The sequence below is a fragment of the Xanthomonas sp. BRIP62415 genome, from assembly GCF_003993515.1.
GTDB lineage: Bacteria > Pseudomonadota > Gammaproteobacteria > Xanthomonadales > Xanthomonadaceae > Xanthomonas > Xanthomonas euroxanthea.
Map to the genome: position 1 here is coordinate 22895 of NZ_QEZH01000042.1, position 20047 is coordinate 42941.

Genomic DNA, 20047 nt, shown 5'->3' on the forward strand with positions numbered 1-20047 from the left:
CGCCGCCAGCCGGCAGCGCGCTGTTGATTGATGACGCCGACCAGTGGCGAGAGAGAAACGATGGACACCGAAGCGATGAGCGTACGTGCTTACCTGGCCGAACAAAGCAAGCGCGCGCTTGCGTTGCTGCTGTGCTGCACGGTCACCTGGACATCGTTTCCGGCGTGGGCACAGGTGGCGCCAACGCCAAATCCCGGCGGGCAGACACCCGGTCAACAGGTCGCCGCCAATGGCGTGCCGGTGGTGGACATCGTCGCGCCCAATGCGCGCGGCATCTCGCATAACCGCTACAGCAATTTCAACGTCGGCCCGAACGGGTTGATCCTCAACAACAGCGCGCAGATCTCCAAGACCGAGCTGGGCGGCTATGTCGCCGGCAATGACAATCTGCAACGCAGCGGTGCCGCCTCGCTGATCCTCAACGAAGTCACCTCGGCCAGCAGCCGCCTGCAGGGCTATACCGAAATCGCCGGTGCCAAGGCGCAGTTGGTGATCGCCAACCCCAACGGCATTTCCTGCGACGGCTGTGGATTTCTCAACACCTCGCGCGTGACCTTGACCACCGGCACGCCCAACCTGGGCAGCGACGGTGCGTTGAATGGCTTCAGCATCACCGGCGGTGCGCTGAGCATTGGCAGTAACGGCCTGGATGCGTTCAATGTGGATCGCCTGGACCTGCTGTCGCGCCAGCTCAGCGTGGAGGGCTCGATCTGGACCAGGGAACTGGTCGCCGCCGCGGGTGCAGGGCGGGTCAACTATGACGGCATGCTGCTGGACGTGATGCCGGGCACCGATGGCGCGGCCCCGTCGATCGGTATCGACGTGGCGCAGCTGGGCGGCATGTATGCCGACCGTATCCGCCTGATTGCGACCGAAGCCGGTGTCGGCGTGGTGAGTCGCGGCACCCTGGCGGCGCAGAGTGGCGATCTGCAGATCGACAGCGCGGGCCAGGTGAGCCTGAGCGGGACCACGGTGGCGCGCGATGGAATGGATGTGCGTGCCGCCGGTGATCTCGACCAGCGCGGCGTGCTCGGCTCGCAGCAAGGCGATGTGCGTCTGCGCGGCGCGCGCATGACCCTGGCAGGCGATCTGGTCGCCGCCGGTACCCTGGATGCACAAGCCAGTGGCACCTTGAGCCACAGCGGCCGCAGCAGTGCCGGGGCCATCCGTCTGTTCGGTTCGGAATTGAATGCCGATGGCAGCCTGCATACAACTGGTACGCTGGATCTGGGCGCCGACGGTGTGTTGCGTAGCAACGGTGTGGCCTATGCGGCAACTGCTGCAACTCTGCGCGCGGGGCAGATCGGCCTGACCGGCACGCTGCAGAGCGGCGCGATCGGGCTGAATGCAGATGCGATCGATGCACTGGGCACCCTGGACGCGGCTACCGCCTTGCGCGTGAACAGCAGCGGCGACGTGCGCCTGGGTGGATTGGCGCAGGCCGGGCAGGGTGCCGATGTGCAAGCCGGCGGTCGGCTGGAACTGCAGGGTCAGCTGATTGCAGCGGATGCAGTTGTGCTCGATGCGGCGAGTATCGACATCGCACAGCGCGGCGCAGTGTCTGCGGGTGGCGATCTGGAGTTGCGCAGTGCAGGTGCGTTGAACAATGCCGGTAGCGGCTACGCCGGCCGCGATCTGCGTCTCCAGGCAGCGACTGCCACCACGACGGGCAGTCTGGCGGCCGCACGCGATGCGCAGGCGGCGGTTGCCGGTGGCCTGGTCAATAGCGGCACGTTCGTTGCTGGCAATGGGCTGACCATCGACGCGGCCCAGCTGGACAGTCGTGGCGATATCGGCAGCCAGCGTGGGGAGACGTTGCTGCGCAGCCGCGGCGGTTTGGCGCTGAGCGGCAACACCGTGGCAGGTACCACCCTGGGTCTGGACGCCGCAGCGGACGCGCAGGTCTCGGGCATCGTCAACGCCGGTAGCGTGAATCTTCGTAGCGGCGGCGATACCGCACTCTCCGGCACCCTGCAGACCACCGGCGGTGGGTTGGTGATCGCCGCAGGCGGTGAGCTCGTCAGCGATGCCATGGTGGGTTCGACAGGTACGATCGATTTGCAGGCGAACGGCGCGCTGCGTCAGCGTGGTCAGGTCCGCGGCGATGGCGCGGTGCAATTGCGCGGCGCCGCGGTCGAGCATACCGGGGTCATCGATGCAGGTGGCGATCTGCGTATCACCAGTGCTGCCGATCTCTCGTTGGGCGGCACCCTGCAGAGCGCCGGCTCAGCCACATTGCAGGCGGGCGCGGCACTGGAGAACCGCGCGAAGGTGATCGCCGCCGGTGCACTGGATGTAAGCGCAGCCTCATTGCGCAACGCGCAGGGCGCCGCATTTTCCTCAGATGCCGATGCGCGCGTGCGCACGGTTGGCACATTGGACAATGCCGGCAGCCTGTATGCAGCGAACGATCTGCAGCTGACCGCAGGCGCGTTCACGCAAAGCGGTAGCGCCAGCTCGGGCAACACGCTTTCGGCAATGGTGGGCGGGTCATTCGACAGCGCTGGCACTGTGGTTGCCAGGAACGCGCTACAGATCGATGCCGGCAGCGTGCGCAGCAGCGGTCAACTGGGCAGCGAAGCGGCAGGCGTTCGCTTGGTCAGCCAGGGCGATATCGCGCTGCAAGGCGTGGTTGCCGCTGCGGCCACGCTGCAGGCCAGCGCCGCTGGCGACCTGCAGCAGGCAGGGTCGTTGAAGGCTCAATCGCTGGCATTGAGCGCCGGGCGTGATCTCACCGCTGCTGGCAACCTGCAATCGGCGTCCACGCTGGATCTGCAGGCACAACGTGCCCTGACATTTGCTGCCCAGGGCCAGGCCGGCGGTGATGCTTCGATGCGCGCCGCCACACTGGCAACCAGCCAGGATGCGGTGTTGCAGAGCACGGGAGTGATCGCGCTGGACAGCGCGGCCGTCGACAGCAGCGGCAAGCTGGACGCGGGCAGCGATCTGCACATCCGCAGCCAAGGTGATCTGACGCTGGCGGGTGTGGCACAAGGCGGGCGCGACGTTGTTTTGAATGCCACCGGCGCGCTCAACAACGCAGCGCAGGTGTTTGCAGGCCGCGATCTGTCGTTGCAGGCAGGTAGCCTCGACAACACCACGAGCGGTGTGTTGGCGGGCGAGGGCAACATCGGCCTGACCACTACGGCACTGCTGAACAACGCTGGCCGCGTGCAGGCCGGTGGCGATCTGCAGGTCAGCGCAGCAAATATGGACCAGGGCGGAAGCGCGTCTGCAGGCAAGGCGTTGCGCGCCGCCATCGCAGGCACGCTGGCCAATCGTGGCAATTTGATCGCCAAGGATGCGTTGCAGGTCGATGCGGCCGCGCTGCGTAGCAGTGGGCAGTTGGGTAGCGAGCGGGCCGATGTCACGTTGAACAGCCGAGACGCGCTGCAACTCGAGGGTGTGGTTGCAGCGGCAACTGCTTTGCGTGCGGCTGCTGGCGGCGATTTGCAGCAGGCCGGTTCGCTCAAGGCACAGTCGATCGCATTGCAGGCGGGGCGCGACCTCACTGCAAATGGCACTCTGCAATCGGCATCCACGTTGGATCTGCAGGCGCAGCGCACGCTCGCCCTGAATGGACAAGCATCGAGTACGGGTGAGGCAACCGTCACCGGCGCAACGGTTCTGACAGGCGCTGCAGCAGTGCTGCAGAGTGGAGCCGCCATCACCCTGGATGGCGGCTCCATCGATAGTCGCGGTTCGCTCGATGCGGCGACCGATTTGAATGTGCGCAGTGCCGGTGATCTGGCGCTAGCTGGCATTGTGCAAGCGGGGCGCGATGTTGCGCTGACTGCTGCGGGTGCATTGAACAATGGCGCCCAAGTCGTCGCGGCGCGCGATCTGCGTGTGGAAGCGGCTACTGTCAGCAACGCCACGACTGCGACCTTGGGCGCGTTACGCGACCTGCGCATCGATGTCGCTGGGGTGTTGGAAAACAATGGCAGCCTGCATGGAGAACGTGGCCTTGCATTGAATACCGGAACACTGCTGCAGCGCGGCCGTGTTTATAGCGGCGACGCGGTGTCGATCGCGTCGACGGGGGTATTCGAGAACGCCGGCCAGTTGGTGTCCGGCAAGGACCTGAGCATCGCTGCCGACAACATCGTCAGCAGTGGGCAACTCGGTTCGGTCAACGGCGCACTGACCCTGACCAGCCAGAACAACATCGATCTGCAGGGTGTTGTGGCTGCGAAGACCACCGTGCAAGCAACGGCGGGTAGCGACCTGCTGCAGGCCGGCTCGCTCAACGCGCAGGCCGTGACGCTGCAGGCTGGCCGCGATCTCACTGCCGGCGGTACCCTGCAGTCCGCGGCTGCATTGGATCTGCAGGCGCAGCGCAGCTTGACGTTGAACGGTCAGGCGCAGGCGGGCAGTGATGCCAACCTGCGCGGCAATAGCATCGCCACCGGCCGCGACGCCGTGCTGAAAAGCGTCGGCGCGATCAGCCTGGACGGTGCGGCAATCGACAGCCGTGGCACGCTCGATGCCGGCACGGACCTGCGCCTGCGCAGCACGGGAGCACTTGCGCTCGCAGGCGTGGCGCAAGCCAATCGCGATGTTGTATTGAGCGCAACCGACACCTTCAGTAATGCGAGCCAGGTGATTGCCGGCCGTGATCTGTCGGTGCAGGCAGGCAACATCAACAACGTGGCGGCCGGCGTGTTGGCCGCCGATGGCAGCGTCACGCTGACCACTGGCGCGTTGCAGAACGCCGGCAGCCTGCAGAGCGGTGGCGATCTGCGCATCACCGCCGCCAGTATGGAGCAGGGCGGTACTGCGATTGCAGGCAAGGCACTGACCGCGAAGGTCACTGGCACGCTGGACAACCGCGGCAACCTCATTGCCAAAGAGACGCTGCAGGTGGAGGCAGGCAGCTTGCGCGGCAGCGGCCAGCTCGGTAGCGAAACTGCCAACGTCAGCTTGATCAGCCAAGGCGACATGACGCTGCAAGGCGTTGTCGCCGCAGCGACCACACTGCAGGCCACTGCAGTTGGCGATCTGCAGCAGGCCGGCTCGCTGAAGGCGCAATCGATCGCGCTACAGTCCGGTCACGATCTCACCGCCGCAGGCACGCTGCAGTCGGCAACGCAACTGGATCTGCAGGCACAACGCACACTTACCTTCAACGGACAGGCCGTGTCTGCAGGCAATGCCACGTTGCGTGGCGCGCGTATTGCAACCGGGCAGGCTGCAGTGCTGCAGAGCGGTGGCGCGATCAGCCTCGATGGTGCCGCGATCGACAGCCGTGGCGCACTCGATGCAGCCACTGATTTGAATCTACGCAGCACCGGCGACCTGGCGGTTGACGGTGTGGCGCAAGCCGATCGCAATGTGGTGCTGAGCGCAGGCGGCGCGTTGACCAATGCAGCGCAAGTCGTCGCTGGTCAGAGCCTGGACGTCACCGCAGCCGGCGCAAGCAATGCCGCCAGCGGCGTGCTGCTCGCGCAGGGCGACGCTACCTTCACCATCGGCGGCTTGCTGGACAATGCCGGTGCCGTGCGCGCCGGCAATCAACTCGCCTTGGGTGTCGGCGCGTTGCGTCAAACCGGCCAGGCCTATGGATTGCAGCGCCTGGGTGTCATCGCCACCGGAGCGGTGGACAATCGCGGTGACCTGATCGGCGGCAATGGCTTGCGCGTGGAAGCGGCGCAAGTCAGCAGCAGCGGCCAGCTGGGTAGCGAGCGCGGCGATGTCGCCTTGATCAGCCGTGGCAACCTGGAGCTCGGTGGCAGCCTCGCATCGGCTGGCGGCTTCTCGGCGCAGGCCGATGGCGCGCTGGCACAGAGCGGCACTTTGAGTGCGGGCAGCACGCTGGACTTGCGCTCGAAGAGTGATTTGAGCGTTGCCGGCCAAGTCGGCGCTCAGCAGGTCACCTTGACCAGCGATGCAGTGCTGCGTCAGCAGGGCACCGTGAGCGGTACAACGGTGGGTCTGCAGGGCGCACGCATCGAGAACGCCGGGCAGACCACCGCCTCGGGCGACTTGAGCCTGCGTGCGGGTGAGATCAGCATCGCCGGCACGGTGGGTGCCGGTATCAACGCAGACGGCAATCTCGGCAGCGGACGCACGCTGAGCCTGATCGCTGATCGCCAGCTCAGCGCCTCTGGCAAATTGCTGGCTGGCGGCAACCTCACCGCACAGGGTAGCCAGCTGCAGCTGGCGGGTGCCAGCACACGTGCCACCGGCAATGTTGCACTGACCACCGGCGGTAACCTCGATCATCGTGGCGGTGATTTGCTCGCTGGCGGCACGCTCACCGTGCAGGCCGGCGGCAGCATCGACAACGGGCGTCTCAACGCCGTCGCTGGCCAGATGCAGGCCAACCAGTTGAGCATCGACGGCGCCAGCCTGAGCAATGTCGGCGGGCGATTGGTGCAAAGCGGCAATGGTCTAACCCGCGTCAGCATTGGTGGTGCGATCGACAACACCGGTGGCTCGCTGGCCAGCAATGCGCAGGATCTGAGCATTACTGCGGCCAGCCTGGAGAATGCGCAGGGGCGGATCGAACACGCCGGCTCCGGCGTCCTGTCTGTCACCAGCCGCGGTGCGCTGGGCAACAGCAGCGGGCGCATCCTGACCCAGGGCCAGCTAAGCCTGGGCGCCAGCGGTACGTTGAACAACCAGGGCGGCGCCATTGCCGCGGCCGGCGATGCGGTGCTGACCGTTGCCAGCCTCAATAACGTGAGTGGCTCGGTCTCTGCACGTGGATTGAACGTGCAAAGCACCGGCGCGGCCGACAATCGCAATGGCCTGCTGCAGGCCAGCGGTGGCGCGCTGACCTTGCGCGCCGACAGCCTCAGCAATGCCGGCGGCATTGTGCAGGCAGTCGCCAACGCGGGTGCGGGCGGCAGCTTGCGCGTGGAACTCAATCGCGGCCTGGACAACGGCAACGGCACGATCGGTGCCGGCACCGACGCAGTGATCACCGCGGAAAACATCAGCAGCAGCGGCGGCAGTCTGCAAGCCGCACGCGACCTCAGCATCACCGCACGCGGCCAGCTGGACAATCACCAGGGCGGCAAGCTCAGCGCGGGCCGCGATCTCAACGTTGCCGTCGCCGGCGCGTTGCTCAACAGCGGCGGCCAGCTCGATGCCGGCAACACGCTGACCGCCTCCGGTGGGCTGATCGACAATACGCAGGGCAGCATTGTCAACAACGGTGGCGGACTGACGCGCATCACCACCGGCGGTGCGTTGACCAACAGCGGCGGCAATCTCGGTGGACGCGGCAGCGTGGTCATCGACGCTGCCAACATCGCCAACAACAGCGGCCAGCTGGTCGCCGGCGGCGACCTGATCGCCAACAGCAATGGCTTGAACAACCAGGGCGGCAATGTGTATGCCGGCGGCAGTTTCCTGCTGCAGCGCGCAGGCGCAACGCTCGACAATCAGAACGGCACCATCAAGGCCGAGCAATCGGTTCGCTTGGCCCTGCAGAACTTGAACAATGCGGGCGGCAAGATCGGCGCCGGCAGCATCACCGGTGGGTCCGGCGATGTGGTGATCGATACCGTCGGTTTCGACGGTGGCGGCAGCATCCTGGCGCAGAACCTGCTAGATCTGACCTTGCGCAGCGACTACACCCATCGCGCCGGCGCGGACCTGACCAGTAACGGCAATTTCAACCTGCGCGTTGGTGGGAGCCTGGTCAACGAGTCCACGCTTAAGGCTGCGCGCACCCTGGACATTACGGCCGGCAGCATCACCAACCGCGCTGGCGCCAGCATCCTGTCCAACGACACTCGCCTCAACGGCAGCAGCATCGACAATGCCGGCAGTATCTCCGGCAATGGCGCACTGTCGCTGGTGGCCAACAGCATCAACAACACCGGCAGCATCGTCGGCGGCAACGTCTCGGTGAACACCGGCACCCTGGTCAATGGCGCCGACTTCGGTGGTGCCATCGATAACGCTGCCTACGGCTCAGCCTTGCTCGGCTCCACCGGCAACATGAGCCTGATCGTGCGCGACCAGCTGCTCAATCGCGACGCGCGCATCTTCAGCCTGGGCAACATCGCCATCGGCGGCGCGCAGGATGGCGGCGGCACGCTGGTGTCGCGTACGGGTGTGGTGAATAACCTGTCGGGCAGCATCGAGGCGGATGGAAGCATCTTGATTGCGGCCACCCAGCTGAATAATCGGCGGCGCGTGATCAATACGACCAGTGTGTCGACCGATCCCGGTAGCGACGATGTTTACTCCGGCGGCGAGCTCATCGAAGGCAAGGCGATCCGGAATCTGCAGGGCGCGCGGGCGCCTTATCCCTACACAGGACTGGCACCTGGTATTTATCGCAACTATCAGGTGATCCAGCAGGAGCAGCTGTCATCCGCAAGCGCGGAGGGGAAAATTGCAGCGGGCGGAAACATCTTGCTGTCGGGCAGCGTTACAAATAATGCCTCGACCATTGCTGCAGCCGGCCTGTTCGCTGCCAATCAGCGGGGTCTTGGGGGGCTCTCGGATGCGATGATCAATGGTGGTGAGCAACTGTTCAACCAGGCGCTGGCCTTGAATCAGGTAGTCCGGCAAAGCGATGTAGAGCACATCGTCACCGCGATCACCAATGACTGCATGCAGCCGGTCGGACAGAAGGTCGTTTGCTACTACGAGGAAGAAGATCAACGATTGAGTTCTTCGACGACCAGTAGCAGCTACATTGCCCTAGGCGCAAGCATGACCGGCGGCCAAGGCGTCAGTATCAACGGTGCCAATATCAGCAACGGCGCCGTCGGCAGCGATGGTCGCAGCATCAGCGGCGCCTCACTCAATGGCGTTGGTGCACAAGGTGGCTTGACCGGTCGCGCCACGCAAAGCGCCGGTGGAGTAGGCGGCCAGGCAGTGGTTGGCCGTGCCAATGGCGGCGCGAACAGTATTCGTGTTGCCACAGGCACCGTCGGTAGCACCGGTGCGCAAGTGGGCGCCAACACGCAGGACGCAACGCTGGCCACATCGGGTGGCATCGTCAAGATGTCGGTCGCACCTGTCGCGTCCAACGACAGCGGGCTTGTACGCAGCAGCGTCGATCAGGCAGACGTGCAGACCACCGCTGCCGGTACCGGCGTCACGGCCGGCGCGATCGACAGCCGTACCCGAGTCGATCCGGCCACCATTCCGGTGACCAACATTGTGGGTAGCGGGCAAACCTCGCTGACGCAGATCGATCTGCCCATCGGCGGGCTGTATCGCCTATCCAGCGGCACCGGTACCGATCTCATCGCAATGGGCCGTGCCGCCAACGGGCTGGGCGGCATCAACGCCTGGCGCAGCAATGGCCCCGGCCGCCGTTACCTGATTGAGACCGACCCGCGCTTCGTCAACTACGACAACTTCATCAGCAGCGACTTGCTGCTGGACAAGCTGGGCGTTGACCCGGAGTGGACCCAGACCCGCCTGGGCGATGGCTTCTATGAGCAGCGCCTGGTGCTGGACCAGATCACCCAGCTCACCGGCCGCCGCTATCTGGGCAATTACGCCGATGGCGTGGCGCAGTACCGCGCCTTGCTCGAATCCGGCGTGGCCGCCGCAGGTCAGCTGCAGCTGAGCATGGGCGTGGGCTTGACCGCCGCGCAGGCGGCCGCGCTGACGCAGGACATCGTCTGGATGGTGGAGCAGGACTACCAAGGCCAGAAGGTGCTGGTACCGGTCGTGTATCTGGCCTCCAACTCGCTGCAGCTGCGTGGCAATGGCGCCTTGATCGCCGGCGGCAACGTCGAGCTCAACGCCACCAACGCCATGAGCAACCAGGGCGTCATCGCAGGCGCCGACGTCAGCATCACCGCAAGCAATCTGCTCAACCAGGGCCGCATCAGCGGCACCGGCAGCGTGGCCCTGGAAGCGCGCAACGACCTGCTCAACCAGGGCCAGATCCAGGGACGCGATGTGGCGCTGGTGGCAGGCAACAACCTGGTCAGCGAAGCATCCAAGGCCATCAACGGCGTTGGCATTCTGTCCGGCATCAGCGCCAGCAACACCCTGCAACTATTCGCCGGCAACGACATGACGCTGACCGGTACCCGCGTGCAGGCTGATGGCAGTGCGGCGTTGATCGCAGGCAACAACCTCAGCCTTACCCCAAGCGCGTTGCGCGACGACAACGGCCTGCTGCGCGGCGGCGATGCGGTGTCGGTGACCACCGGGAAGGATCTGGTGATGTCTGCAGGCAACGACCTGCAACTGCATGGCGTGACCATCAACGCTGGCGGTGGCGCCGCACTGCAGGCAGGCAATAACCTCTCGCTGACCCCGACCACCGGTCTGGACGGCAAGGTTGCCACCCGCACCAACATCAGCACCGGCGACAGCCTGCAACTGACCGCCGGCAACGACCTGACCATCCGCCAGGCCGACGTCAAGGCCGGCGGCGATCTCATCGCCGCAGCCGGCAACAACCTCAACGTCGAATCCGTCCTCAACGAGACCGAAACCAACAGCTACAAGAGCCGCAACGGCAAGACCCGCGTCACCACCACCACGACCACCCAGAGCATCGACCAGCAGGCGCTCACTGCCGGCGGCAACCTCATCCTCAGCGCCGGCAACGACGTCAATCTGGTCGCGGCCAAGCTGGACGCCGGCAAGGGTCTTGGCATCAGCGCCGGCAACGACATCAATGCCAGCACACTGACCACGGTGGCTACCAGCAACACGCTGGAAACGCGCAAGCGCTTCAAGCAGACCACCAGTACCAGCGACGAAACTGTCCACGGCACCGAGTTCAGTGCAGGTGGCAATCTGGCGATGCAGGCCGGCAACGACATCACCCTGACCGCCGCATCTGCCGCTACCAAGGAAGGAGGCATCACCCTGGCTGCCGGCAACGACGTCAACCTGCTCGCCGCCAGCGAGCAGCACGACGCCGTGCAGGACATGACCAAGAAGAAGAAGGGCACGTTCTCCAGCAAGACCACAACCACGCATGATGAGTGGCACGACAACGTGGCGGTCACCACCACGCTCAGTGGCGACACGGTGCAGATTGCGGCGGGTAACGATTTGCTGTCGAAGGGCACCCAAATCGTTGGCACTGGCGACGTCACGCTTGCAGCAGGCAACAACCTGACCTTGGAAACTGCTCAGAACACGCATAGCGAAGAGCATGACAAAGTCACCACCAAGTCCGGTCTGTTCGGAAGTGGCGGTATTGGGGTGACGCTCGGTAAGCAAAAGGTCACCACTGGCGCCGACATCGACCAGATCACGCATACCGGAACGACGGTCGGCAGCCTTGAGGGTGACGTCACCCTGGTGGCCGGCAACAAGTTGGCGATTACGGGCAGCGATGTCATGGCGTTGCAGGGCGACCTGACCGCGACCGGCAAGGACATCGCGATCACGGAGGTCTACAACGACAGTGATGCGGAACAGCGCAGCAAGTTTAGCCAAGGCGGTTTGTCGCTGACCCTGAGCTCGGCTGCGATCAGCCTGGCGCAGGCGGCAAATGACAGCTACAAGGCCAGCAAGGAGGTCAAGGGCGACAGTCGCATGGAAGCACTTGCGCTCGGATCGGCGGCCTATAGTGCATATGGGGCAGGACAGGCGCTGGGCCAAGCTGGCAGCGCGTTGAGCAGTGGCAGCGCCGCCGGCGCAGCTCAGGGGGCCAATCTGAGCATTGCCATCAGCATTGGCGGCAGCAAGAGCGAGAGCAAGAGCACGCAGACGGCCAGTCTCGCACAAGGCTCCAAGCTACAGGCAGGTGGTGACGTCAACCTGATTGCCACCGGCGGTGGCGACCAAAGTAATTTGTTGATTCGTGGGAGCGACATCAAGGCGGGAAATGATCTTCTGCTGGCAGCCGATCACGATGTGCTCATCGAAACAGCGAAGAACACCGCCGAGCAAAAAAGTACCAGTAAGAGCAGCAGCGCGTCGCTGGGTGTCGGTATCACTTACGGCCCGGATGGTGCCGCATTTGGCGTGATGATCAGTGCAGCTGGATCGCGCGGCAAAGCCAATGGCGAAGACGTGACCTACAGCAATAGTCATCTGGCTGCGGGCAACACGGCCACGGTCATTAGTGGCAATGACACCACGCTCAAGGGCGCGCAGCTGTCGGCGGACAAGGTGATCGCCGATGTCGGTGGCAATCTGAGCATCGAGAGCCTGCAGGACACCAGCACGTACGACAGCAAGGACAAGAGTGTTGGCGCGAGTGTGACCTTTGGCGCAGGGTTCAGTGCCAGCGCCAGCTATAGCAGTAACAAGGTCAGTGGCGACTTTGCCAGCGTGACCGAACAGAGCGGTATCCAGGCCGGCGATGGCGGCTTCAATATCCGTGTCGGTGGTAACACCGACCTCAAGGGCGGCGCGATCGCCAGCACCCAGGCGGCGGTGGATGCCGGCGTCAACCGCCTGCAGACCGGCACGCTGACCTATAGCGATATTGAAAACACTAGCAGTTACGACGCCAAAGGGTTCAGTCTGTCGGGCGGATATAGCAAGGGAACAGGCGACAAGAAGCAGCAAGGAGAAACCGACCAGGTCCAGCCGACAGTCAACAACGGCGCAAACTGGTCGTGGCAGAACTTCCAGACTGGAAGCACCGGTACAGCGGCTGGCATCGGGAGCAAGAGTGGCGATGCGACATCGACCACCACCAGCGGGATCAGTGGTGGCAGCTTGCTCATCACCGACGAGGCTTGGCAACTCGCCAAGTCTGGTAAGACCGCTGCAGATGCATTGGCGGGTCTTAAGCGCGGTGTGATCAGCGGCGATGACGCAGGTGGCTTGACCAAGCAATGGGATGGTCAGGCACTGCGTGACCAAGTTGCCGCGCAAGCGCAGATCACCGCCACCGCAGGGCAGCAGGCAACGAAGTTTGTTGGCGATTACGCACAGGGAAAAGTTGACAAGGCGGCCGAGCTCTATGCGGCAGCAGATGCAACCGGTGACGACAGCAAGCGGGCCGAAGCTGATCAGTTGATGAAGGATTGGGGCAATGGCGGCACGTTGCGTGTGCTGTCACATGCGGTTGTGGGTGGTCTGACAGGTGGCACACAAGGAGCGCTAGGCGCAGCGGCAGGCACCGTGGCGGCACCGTACCTGGCAGAAGCGTTGGAGAAAGCCGGAATCAATAAAGCGGTGGCTGCCACGTTGACAGGGTTGTCAGCGAGCGCGCTAGGCGCTGCGGCCGGTGGTGCTGCAGGCGGTGGCGCAGCCTTGAATGAGGTGTCCAACAACTACCTCGGCCATCAAGAGCGGATGGAATATGCCACGGCTCTGATCGCTTGTTCCAAGTCTGGCACCCAGTGTGAGCGCGCCGAGCAACTGAAGGCGCTGTCGGAAGAACGCAATCTCGCGTTGCGCGGTGCGTGTAGCGATCCAGCCAGCGGCGGATGCGCGGAGCAAAAACAGCTTGCCGCCGCAGCCATGCAAGATCAGCTCGATCACGCTGGGGAATACACCGCTTGGCTTGCGGGTCATGTGCCTGAGTTGGTTGGCCTGTTTAACTCCGGCAAGGACGGAACGCTGACCAAGGACTTCGTCACCCATGTGACGACTGCAGATCTTGGCCACAAGCTTGCGTGTGCGATGGCAGGTGATTGCAGCAACCAAGCGCTGGCTTCGGCAGCATGGAACGGTAGCATCCCGCTATCAGTTGCAACCGCCGATTCTGCGCTGCGCGCGGCGCTGGGCATGGGAGCAGGTACGGTCGGTGCTACCGGCCGGGTTTGGGAAATGGTTACCGGTGTGGCAGAGCTGGCAAAAGGTATGAGTCCTGCAGGCCAGGTCGGAAAATCGATTGATCAACTAGCCTACCTGTGGGGGAATGGTTACGCAGCTACTGCCGAGAAGAACTTTAACGACGCAAAGGGCGCGTTAAATGCAATACAAACTGGTATCAGCGGCTATGCAGAGGATCTTGCATTTGCGGCCTACACGAACACGCACGGCTCTTGGGATATCTATGACATAGCCAAGGCGGGTGCAATTGGTGGCAAGGTCAGCGTTGACGTTCTCTCGCTCGTTGTTCCAGAGCTCTATGCAGGGAAGGGTGGTGTCGCTGCAAAGGCTGCAACGGAAGTAGGTACGGCGTTTAAGGCTGATGATGTAATTGAATATATTAACCAATTAAAGCCTGCTGCTAGCGCGGAAATACCTAAGGGATATAGCCGGATCAATTCGGCTGGAGCAATGGCAAATGAAACAGGCGGCTTGCCGCAAGGCTATAGGCGGTTATTGAATTCTGATGGTGAAGTGGTTGTTCAGTCGCCAAATGGATCAATAATTTCGTCTGATCAGGTCATTGATGAAATTGGTGACGTTTTTTCAGACCTGGAAAAATTCAGGACTGAATTGGGTTTGCCCGAATCTGGTACGGCCGCGGATAGATCAACTATTGCAAAGATTAATGTGGATGGCAAGGAAATTTATGGTATAAATGCGCATGGCCAGCCTACTTTTGGAGTAAACAACATATCGAAAAGTCATGCGGAAATCGATGTTTTGAATCAACTAAAAAACAGTGGTGGAGATTTTAGTGGTAAGAGTTTGACTATGTATGTGGATAGGCAGCCATGTAAGGCTTGCGGACAAAACGGTGGGATACGTACTATGGTTCGTCAGTTGGGTTTAAAGGAATTGACAGTTATTGGCCCTGATGGTCCTTTATTGATTAGGCCTTAATATGAAATTTTATCTTGACAATCGAGTTGGAGTTCATAATGTGGACGATGAGTTTTATGGTCTGGATCAAAGTGGTGTGGTTAATTTGCTTGGGAAATTGAATGGTAAACGGCATACGTTGCTTTGTGTGAAGAGAGAGGATGGTTGGGTGCTCTTTATTGGTGGCGGAAGTGAGAAATTCTTGGTCAATAAAGTTTCTCCGGAAGATATTAGCTATGAAGTGAAGTCAGATATGCCAGGTAGCAATGTTGAACTTTGTGTTGGTGGGCAATATGGAGAGTACGAATCCTCTTCTTTAGCGAGTTATGATTTGGCAAGGATGGCTCTTTTGGATTTTTGTGAATTTTCTTCTCTAGAGAAATATACGTGGTCTGTTGTTGAGTAGTAAGGTGGAACCTCGAACCTGAAAAATCAGGGGCGGAGGCTGAGGTTTTCCCAGCTATAGCTCTTTCCAATCAATGATTTGTGCAACATCCGGGACGGAGGTAATTAAGGGGGCGGCCCTGACCGCCAGCATGACCAGCAGTCAAGGCGCAGCATTAGCGGCAGCGCGCTTAACAGCATCGGCGCATAGGGCGGCCTGCCCATTGGCGGGCTGTATCGCCTATCCAGCGGCACCGGTACCGATCTCACCGCAATGGGCCGTGCCGCCAACGCGCTGGGCGGCATCAACGCCTGGCGCAGCAATGGCCCCGGCCGTCGCTACCTGATCGAGACCGATCCGCGCTTCGTCAACTACGACAACTTCATCAGCAGCGACTTGCTGCTGGACAAGCTGGGCGTTGACCCGGAGTGGACCCAGACCCGCCTGGGCGATGGCTTCTATGAGCAGCGCCTGGTGCTGGACCAGATCACCCAGCTCACCGGCCGCCGCTATCTGGGCAATTACGCCGATGGCGTGGCGCAGTACCGCGCCTTGCTCGAATCCGGCGTGGCCGCCGCAGGTCAGCTGCAGCTGAGCATGGGCGTGGGCCTCACCGCCGCGCAGGCGGCCGCGCTGACGCAGGACATCGTCTGGATGGTGGAGCAGGACTACCAAGGGGCCAGAAGGTGCTGGTACCTGTCGTGTATTTGGCCTCCAACTCGCTGCAGCTGCGTGGCAGTGGCGCCTTGATCGCCGGCGGCAACGTCGAGCTCAACGCCACCAACGCCATAAGCAACCAGGGCGTCATCGCAGGCGCCGATGTCAGCATCACCGCAGGCAACCTGCTCAACCAGGGCCAGATCCAGGGTCGCGACGTTGCACTGGTGGCAGGCAACAACCTGGTCAGTGGCGACCAAGGCCATCAACGGCGTTGGCATCCTGTCCGGCATCAGCGCCAGTAACACCCTGCAACTATTCGCCGGTAATGACATGACGATGACCGGCACCCGCGTGCAGGCCGATGGCAGCGCGGCATTGATCGCCGGCAATAACCTCAGCCTGACTCCAAGCGCGTTGCGCGAATAGACCGAGCGCTGTTTGGCCCACTACAGGCAACAGGTGCCGCTCGACAGCTTGGTCGGGCTCAACCCCCACTGAGTTCCGCGGTCAGCATCAACCGCAGACCTCTAACTTGGGCTGGTATTAAATTGCGGAGAGCCTGCATACCCCGAGGAGATTAGACATGACGGCACAACGCCGTAGAGCATTAGCTGGGCGCGGACTCACTTGTTTGTGTAGTCACGGCTTGCACGGATGCTCTGGCAGGCTGACGAACGTTGATAACTCGCCACAACTCTCATGACGCAGCATCGTTCAAAAAAAAATCACAGTGGTTCGGCCTTCTGGGCTGGCTGGTGCTGTGCTACGCGGTCGCAGGGCTGGGCGCGATGGCATCGATTCAGGCGGCCAACTTTTATGCCGGGCTGCAGCGGCCGATTTGGGCTCCGCCGGCGTGGTTGTTCGGGCCGGTGTGGACGGTACTGTATGGAATGATGGCGGTATCGGTATGGTTGGTATGGCGCCTCGGGGGATGGGTTGGTGCGCGTGTGGCGTTGACGTTGTTCGTCGTGCAGCTGGCGCTCAATGGTCTGTGGAGCTGGCTGTTCTTCGCATGGCACATGGGAGCCTGGGCGTTCGCGGACATCGTGGCGCTTTGGCTGGTGCTGACGGCTACGATCACGGCGTTCGTGAAGAGGCAGGCGACGCCGGCGTGGTTGCTGGTGCCATATCTGGCATGGGTGAGCTTTGCGGCGGCGCTTAATTTCTCGATCTGGCAACTCAATCCTCAGGTACTCGGCTGATCTTGTGTTGTTACGCAAATGGTTGGGTGGATCTGCCTTATTTCCTGGTGTGCAACGCAGGACGACGAGCACCTGTACGGGGCGGCGACAATCCGTCGTGGGAAGCGGCATGTCGGCAGCGCCGAGGGGGGCAGGGTGTTCAGAGGGGATGACGGCCTCTAAGCCGCCTCGCGTGTCCGCGCTGCCTGACAGGTGCACAGGCGTGGATGGCACTAACGATGCCCGGGGGGGCGAGCCTTCCCCCCTGGGCGGCGCTGACAGGTGTTCAAAGCTGCGCACGGCGGTCCGCCGAGGCCGCCATAAAAGTTTCCATAGCAATCAATTACTTGCGAGCGTGGCACCTAAGCCCCTGAGCGGCAAGGTTTTCTGTTGCCGGTGTCGAGCGCGTGCGCATGCCCATTCACGCAACGCTTGACAGGCCTCGCCCCGCTGATGTCTTTTGCGGTCATGGGTAACGCCTTCGCCACCATTTCGTTTCTTTGCCAGCCGCTGTTGTGCGCGGTTGCGGGCGTGGCCGGCATTAGCACCACCATTACCACCGTCACCACTCGCCCGGTGCGGTCCGTCGTCTTCGCGTAACTTCCGAAAACCACGGCCCCGCACCCGGATCAGGATGCGGGGGCTTTCCTCCCTCATCTGATGCGGACGGGGCCTCCCCAACGAGGTCTGTCGATGTCATCGCTTGCTGTTTCACTCGAACCCGCTGCTGTTCTCGCGTCCTCTGCGCGCGCCGTCGTGCACAAATTCGGCGGCACCTCGGTGGCCGATGCCGAGCGCTACCGGCATGTGGCGCAGTTGTTGCTGGCACGCGACGAGTCGGTGCAGGTCACCGTGGTGTCGGCGATGAAAGGCGTGACCGATGCGTTGATCGAACTGGCCGAACTTGCGGCGCAAGATCGCCCCGAGTGGCGCGAGCGCTGGCATGAAACGCGGGCGCGCCATCGCGGTGCGGCGGTGGCCTTGCTGGGCGAGCATTCCGGGCCGACAGTGGAGTGGCTGGACGAGCGCTTCGAGCATCTGTCGCAAATCCTTGGCGCGCTGGCGGTGATTGGCGAGCTGCCGCGCGAAGTGCTCGATCGTGTGCAAGGCCTGGGCGAGGTGTATTCGGCGCAGTTGCTCGGCGATCATTTCCGCGCGCTTGGCGAGGATTGCGCGGTGCTGGATGCGCGCGATGTGCTGGTGGTCAACCGCGGCGAACTCGGCGTTGATGTGGATTGGGAGGTCAGCGCGCAGCGGCTTGCGACCTGGCGCCAGTCTCATCCGCAGACGCGCGTGGTGGTGACCGGGTTCGTGGCGCGCGACCGCGCCGACCGCATCACCACGTTGGGGCGCAACGGTAGCGATTATTCCGGCGCGATCTTCGCGGCCTTGTTCGATGCCGATGAGCTGCATATCTGGACCGATGTGGATGGCGTGCTGTCGGCGGACCCGCGCGTGGTGCCCGAAGCGGTACAGCTGGAAACGCTGAGCTACGACGAGGCCTGCGAGCTGGCGTACTTCGGTGCGAAGGTGGTGCATCCGCAGACCATGTCGCCGGCGATCGAGCGCGGCCTGCCGATCATCATCCGCAATACCTTCCAGCCCGAACATCCGGGTACACGCATCACCGCCAGCAGTGCGGTGAGCGGGCCGATCAAGGGGCTGACGCTGAGCCCGGATCTGGCCGTTCTCAACCTGGAAGGCACCGGCCTGATCGGCGTGCCGGGCACCGCCGAGCGCGTGTTTGCGGCGCTGCGCACGGCGCAGGTGTCGGTGGTGATGATCTCGCAGGGTTCTTCAGAGCATTCGATCTGCTGCGTGGTCAAGCAGCACGAGTCCGAGCGCGCGCGCAATGCCTTGCTGCAGGCCTTTGCGCATGAACTCACGGTCGGCCAGGTGCAGCGCGTGCAACTGACCACCGGCATCAGCGTGCTGGCGGCGGTGGGCGATGGCATGGCCGGGCAGCCGGGTGTGGCGGCGCGGCTGTTCGAGTCGCTGGGGCGTGCGCAGGTCAATATCCTGGCGATTGCGCAGGGCTCCTCGGAGCGCAACATCTCGGTGGCCATCGACGCGGCGCATGCGACCAAGGCCTTGCGCGCGGCGCATGCCGGCTTCTGGCTGTCGCCGCAGACGTTCTCGGTGGGCGTGATTGGCCCGGGTAACGTGGGCGCGGCGTTGCTGGACCAGTTGCGCATCGCGCAACCGCAGTTGCTGGGCAAGGCCAACCTGGATCTGCGCCTGCGCGCGGTGGTTTCGCGCGGCCGCATGTTGTTCGATGAGCGCGGCCTGGTCGGCAACTGGCGCGATGCCTTCGCCTCCGCAGCCACCGCGACCGATCTGGAGCGTTTCACCACGCATCTGTTGTCCGCGCACCTGCCGCATACGGTAATCATCGATTGCAGCGGTAGCGCGGACGTGGCCGATCGCTATGCGGACTGGCTGGCCGCCGGCATCCACGTGGTGACGCCGAACAAGCAGGCCGGCTCCGGTCCGTTGCAGCGGTATCAGGCGATCCGTGCGGCGGCCGATGCCAGCGGCGCGCGCTTTCGTTACGAAGCGACCGTGGGCGCCGGCCTGCCGGTGATCACCACGCTGCGCGACCTGGTCGATACCGGCGATACGGTGACCTCGATCGAAGGCATCTTCTCCGGCACGCTGGCCTGGTTGTTCAACAAATACGACGGCAGCGTGCCGTTCGCCGAACTGGTGACGCAGGCACGCGGCATGGGCTATACCGAACCGGATCCACGCGACGATCTGTCCGGTGTGGACGTGGCGCGCAAGCTGGTGATCCTGGCGCGCGAAGCCGGGCGCGAGATCAGCCTGGAGGACGTGCAGGTCGAGAGCCTGGTGCCCGAAGCACTGCGTCAGGCCAGCGTGGACGATTTCATGGCGCGCCTGCATGAGGTGGATGCGACCTTCGCACAGCGCCTGGCCGATGCACGTGCACGCGGCAATGTGCTGCGCTATGTCGCGCAGCTGCCGCCGGATCGCGCGCCCAGCGTGGGCCTGGTGGAGCTGCCGGCCGATCACGCGTTCGCCAATCTGCGCCTGACCGACAACGTGGTGCAGTTCACCACGCGTCGCTACTGCGAGAATCCGTTGGTGGTGCAGGGGCCCGGTGCGGGCCCGGAAGTCACCGCCGCCGGCGTGTTTGCCGATCTGCTGCGGGTGGCGGCGGGCGAGGGGGCACGCTTGTGAACCAGGCGGTTGCAGA

General features: G+C 63.1%; 5 protein-coding genes and 2 pseudogenes. All 7 read left to right on the forward strand.

The annotated features are described in order from the left end of the window. Positions 1-60 precede the first annotated feature (60 nt). The 7 genes and pseudogenes from EO141_RS21045 to thrA all read left to right on the forward strand — a co-directional run bounded on the left by EO141_RS21045 (position 61) and on the right by thrA (position 20031). Positions 61-14625, forward strand: coding sequence for a hemagglutinin repeat-containing protein (locus tag EO141_RS21045; RefSeq protein ID WP_127170209.1), 14565 nt, complete (start codon positions 61-63; stop codon positions 14623-14625). A 1-nt stretch (position 14626) separates the two neighbouring features. Continuing rightward, positions 14627-15010 carry a hypothetical protein gene (locus EO141_RS21050; RefSeq protein WP_127170210.1) on the forward strand — a complete coding sequence of 128 codons (384 nt, stop codon included), beginning with the start codon at positions 14627-14629 and terminating at the stop codon, positions 15008-15010. A gap of 453 nt (positions 15011-15463) precedes the next feature. Continuing rightward, positions 15464-16051: pseudogene (locus tag EO141_RS21910) on the forward strand (hemagglutinin); the annotation flags it as partial. Continuing rightward, positions 16040-16196 (forward strand): annotated as a pseudogene (locus tag EO141_RS21810) (IS3 family transposase); the annotation flags it as partial. The pseudogenes EO141_RS21910 and EO141_RS21810, both read left to right, overlap by 12 nt. A 133-nt stretch (positions 16197-16329) precedes the next feature. After that, complete coding sequence (locus tag EO141_RS21060) at positions 16330-16851, forward strand: TspO/MBR family protein (protein WP_256359925.1); 522 nt, start codon at positions 16330-16332, stop codon at positions 16849-16851. A 432-nt stretch (positions 16852-17283) separates the two neighbouring features. Then, the gene (locus EO141_RS21480) at positions 17284-17430 is read left to right on the forward strand and encodes a hypothetical protein (RefSeq protein ID WP_164739367.1); all 147 of its coding nucleotides are present in this window, start codon (positions 17284-17286) and stop codon (positions 17428-17430) included. Between the two features lie 93 nt (positions 17431-17523). Then, positions 17524-20031, forward strand: a complete 2508-nt coding sequence (gene thrA, locus EO141_RS21070; RefSeq protein WP_127170212.1) for a bifunctional aspartate kinase/homoserine dehydrogenase I — start codon at positions 17524-17526, stop codon at positions 20029-20031. Positions 20032-20047 lie beyond the last annotated feature (16 nt).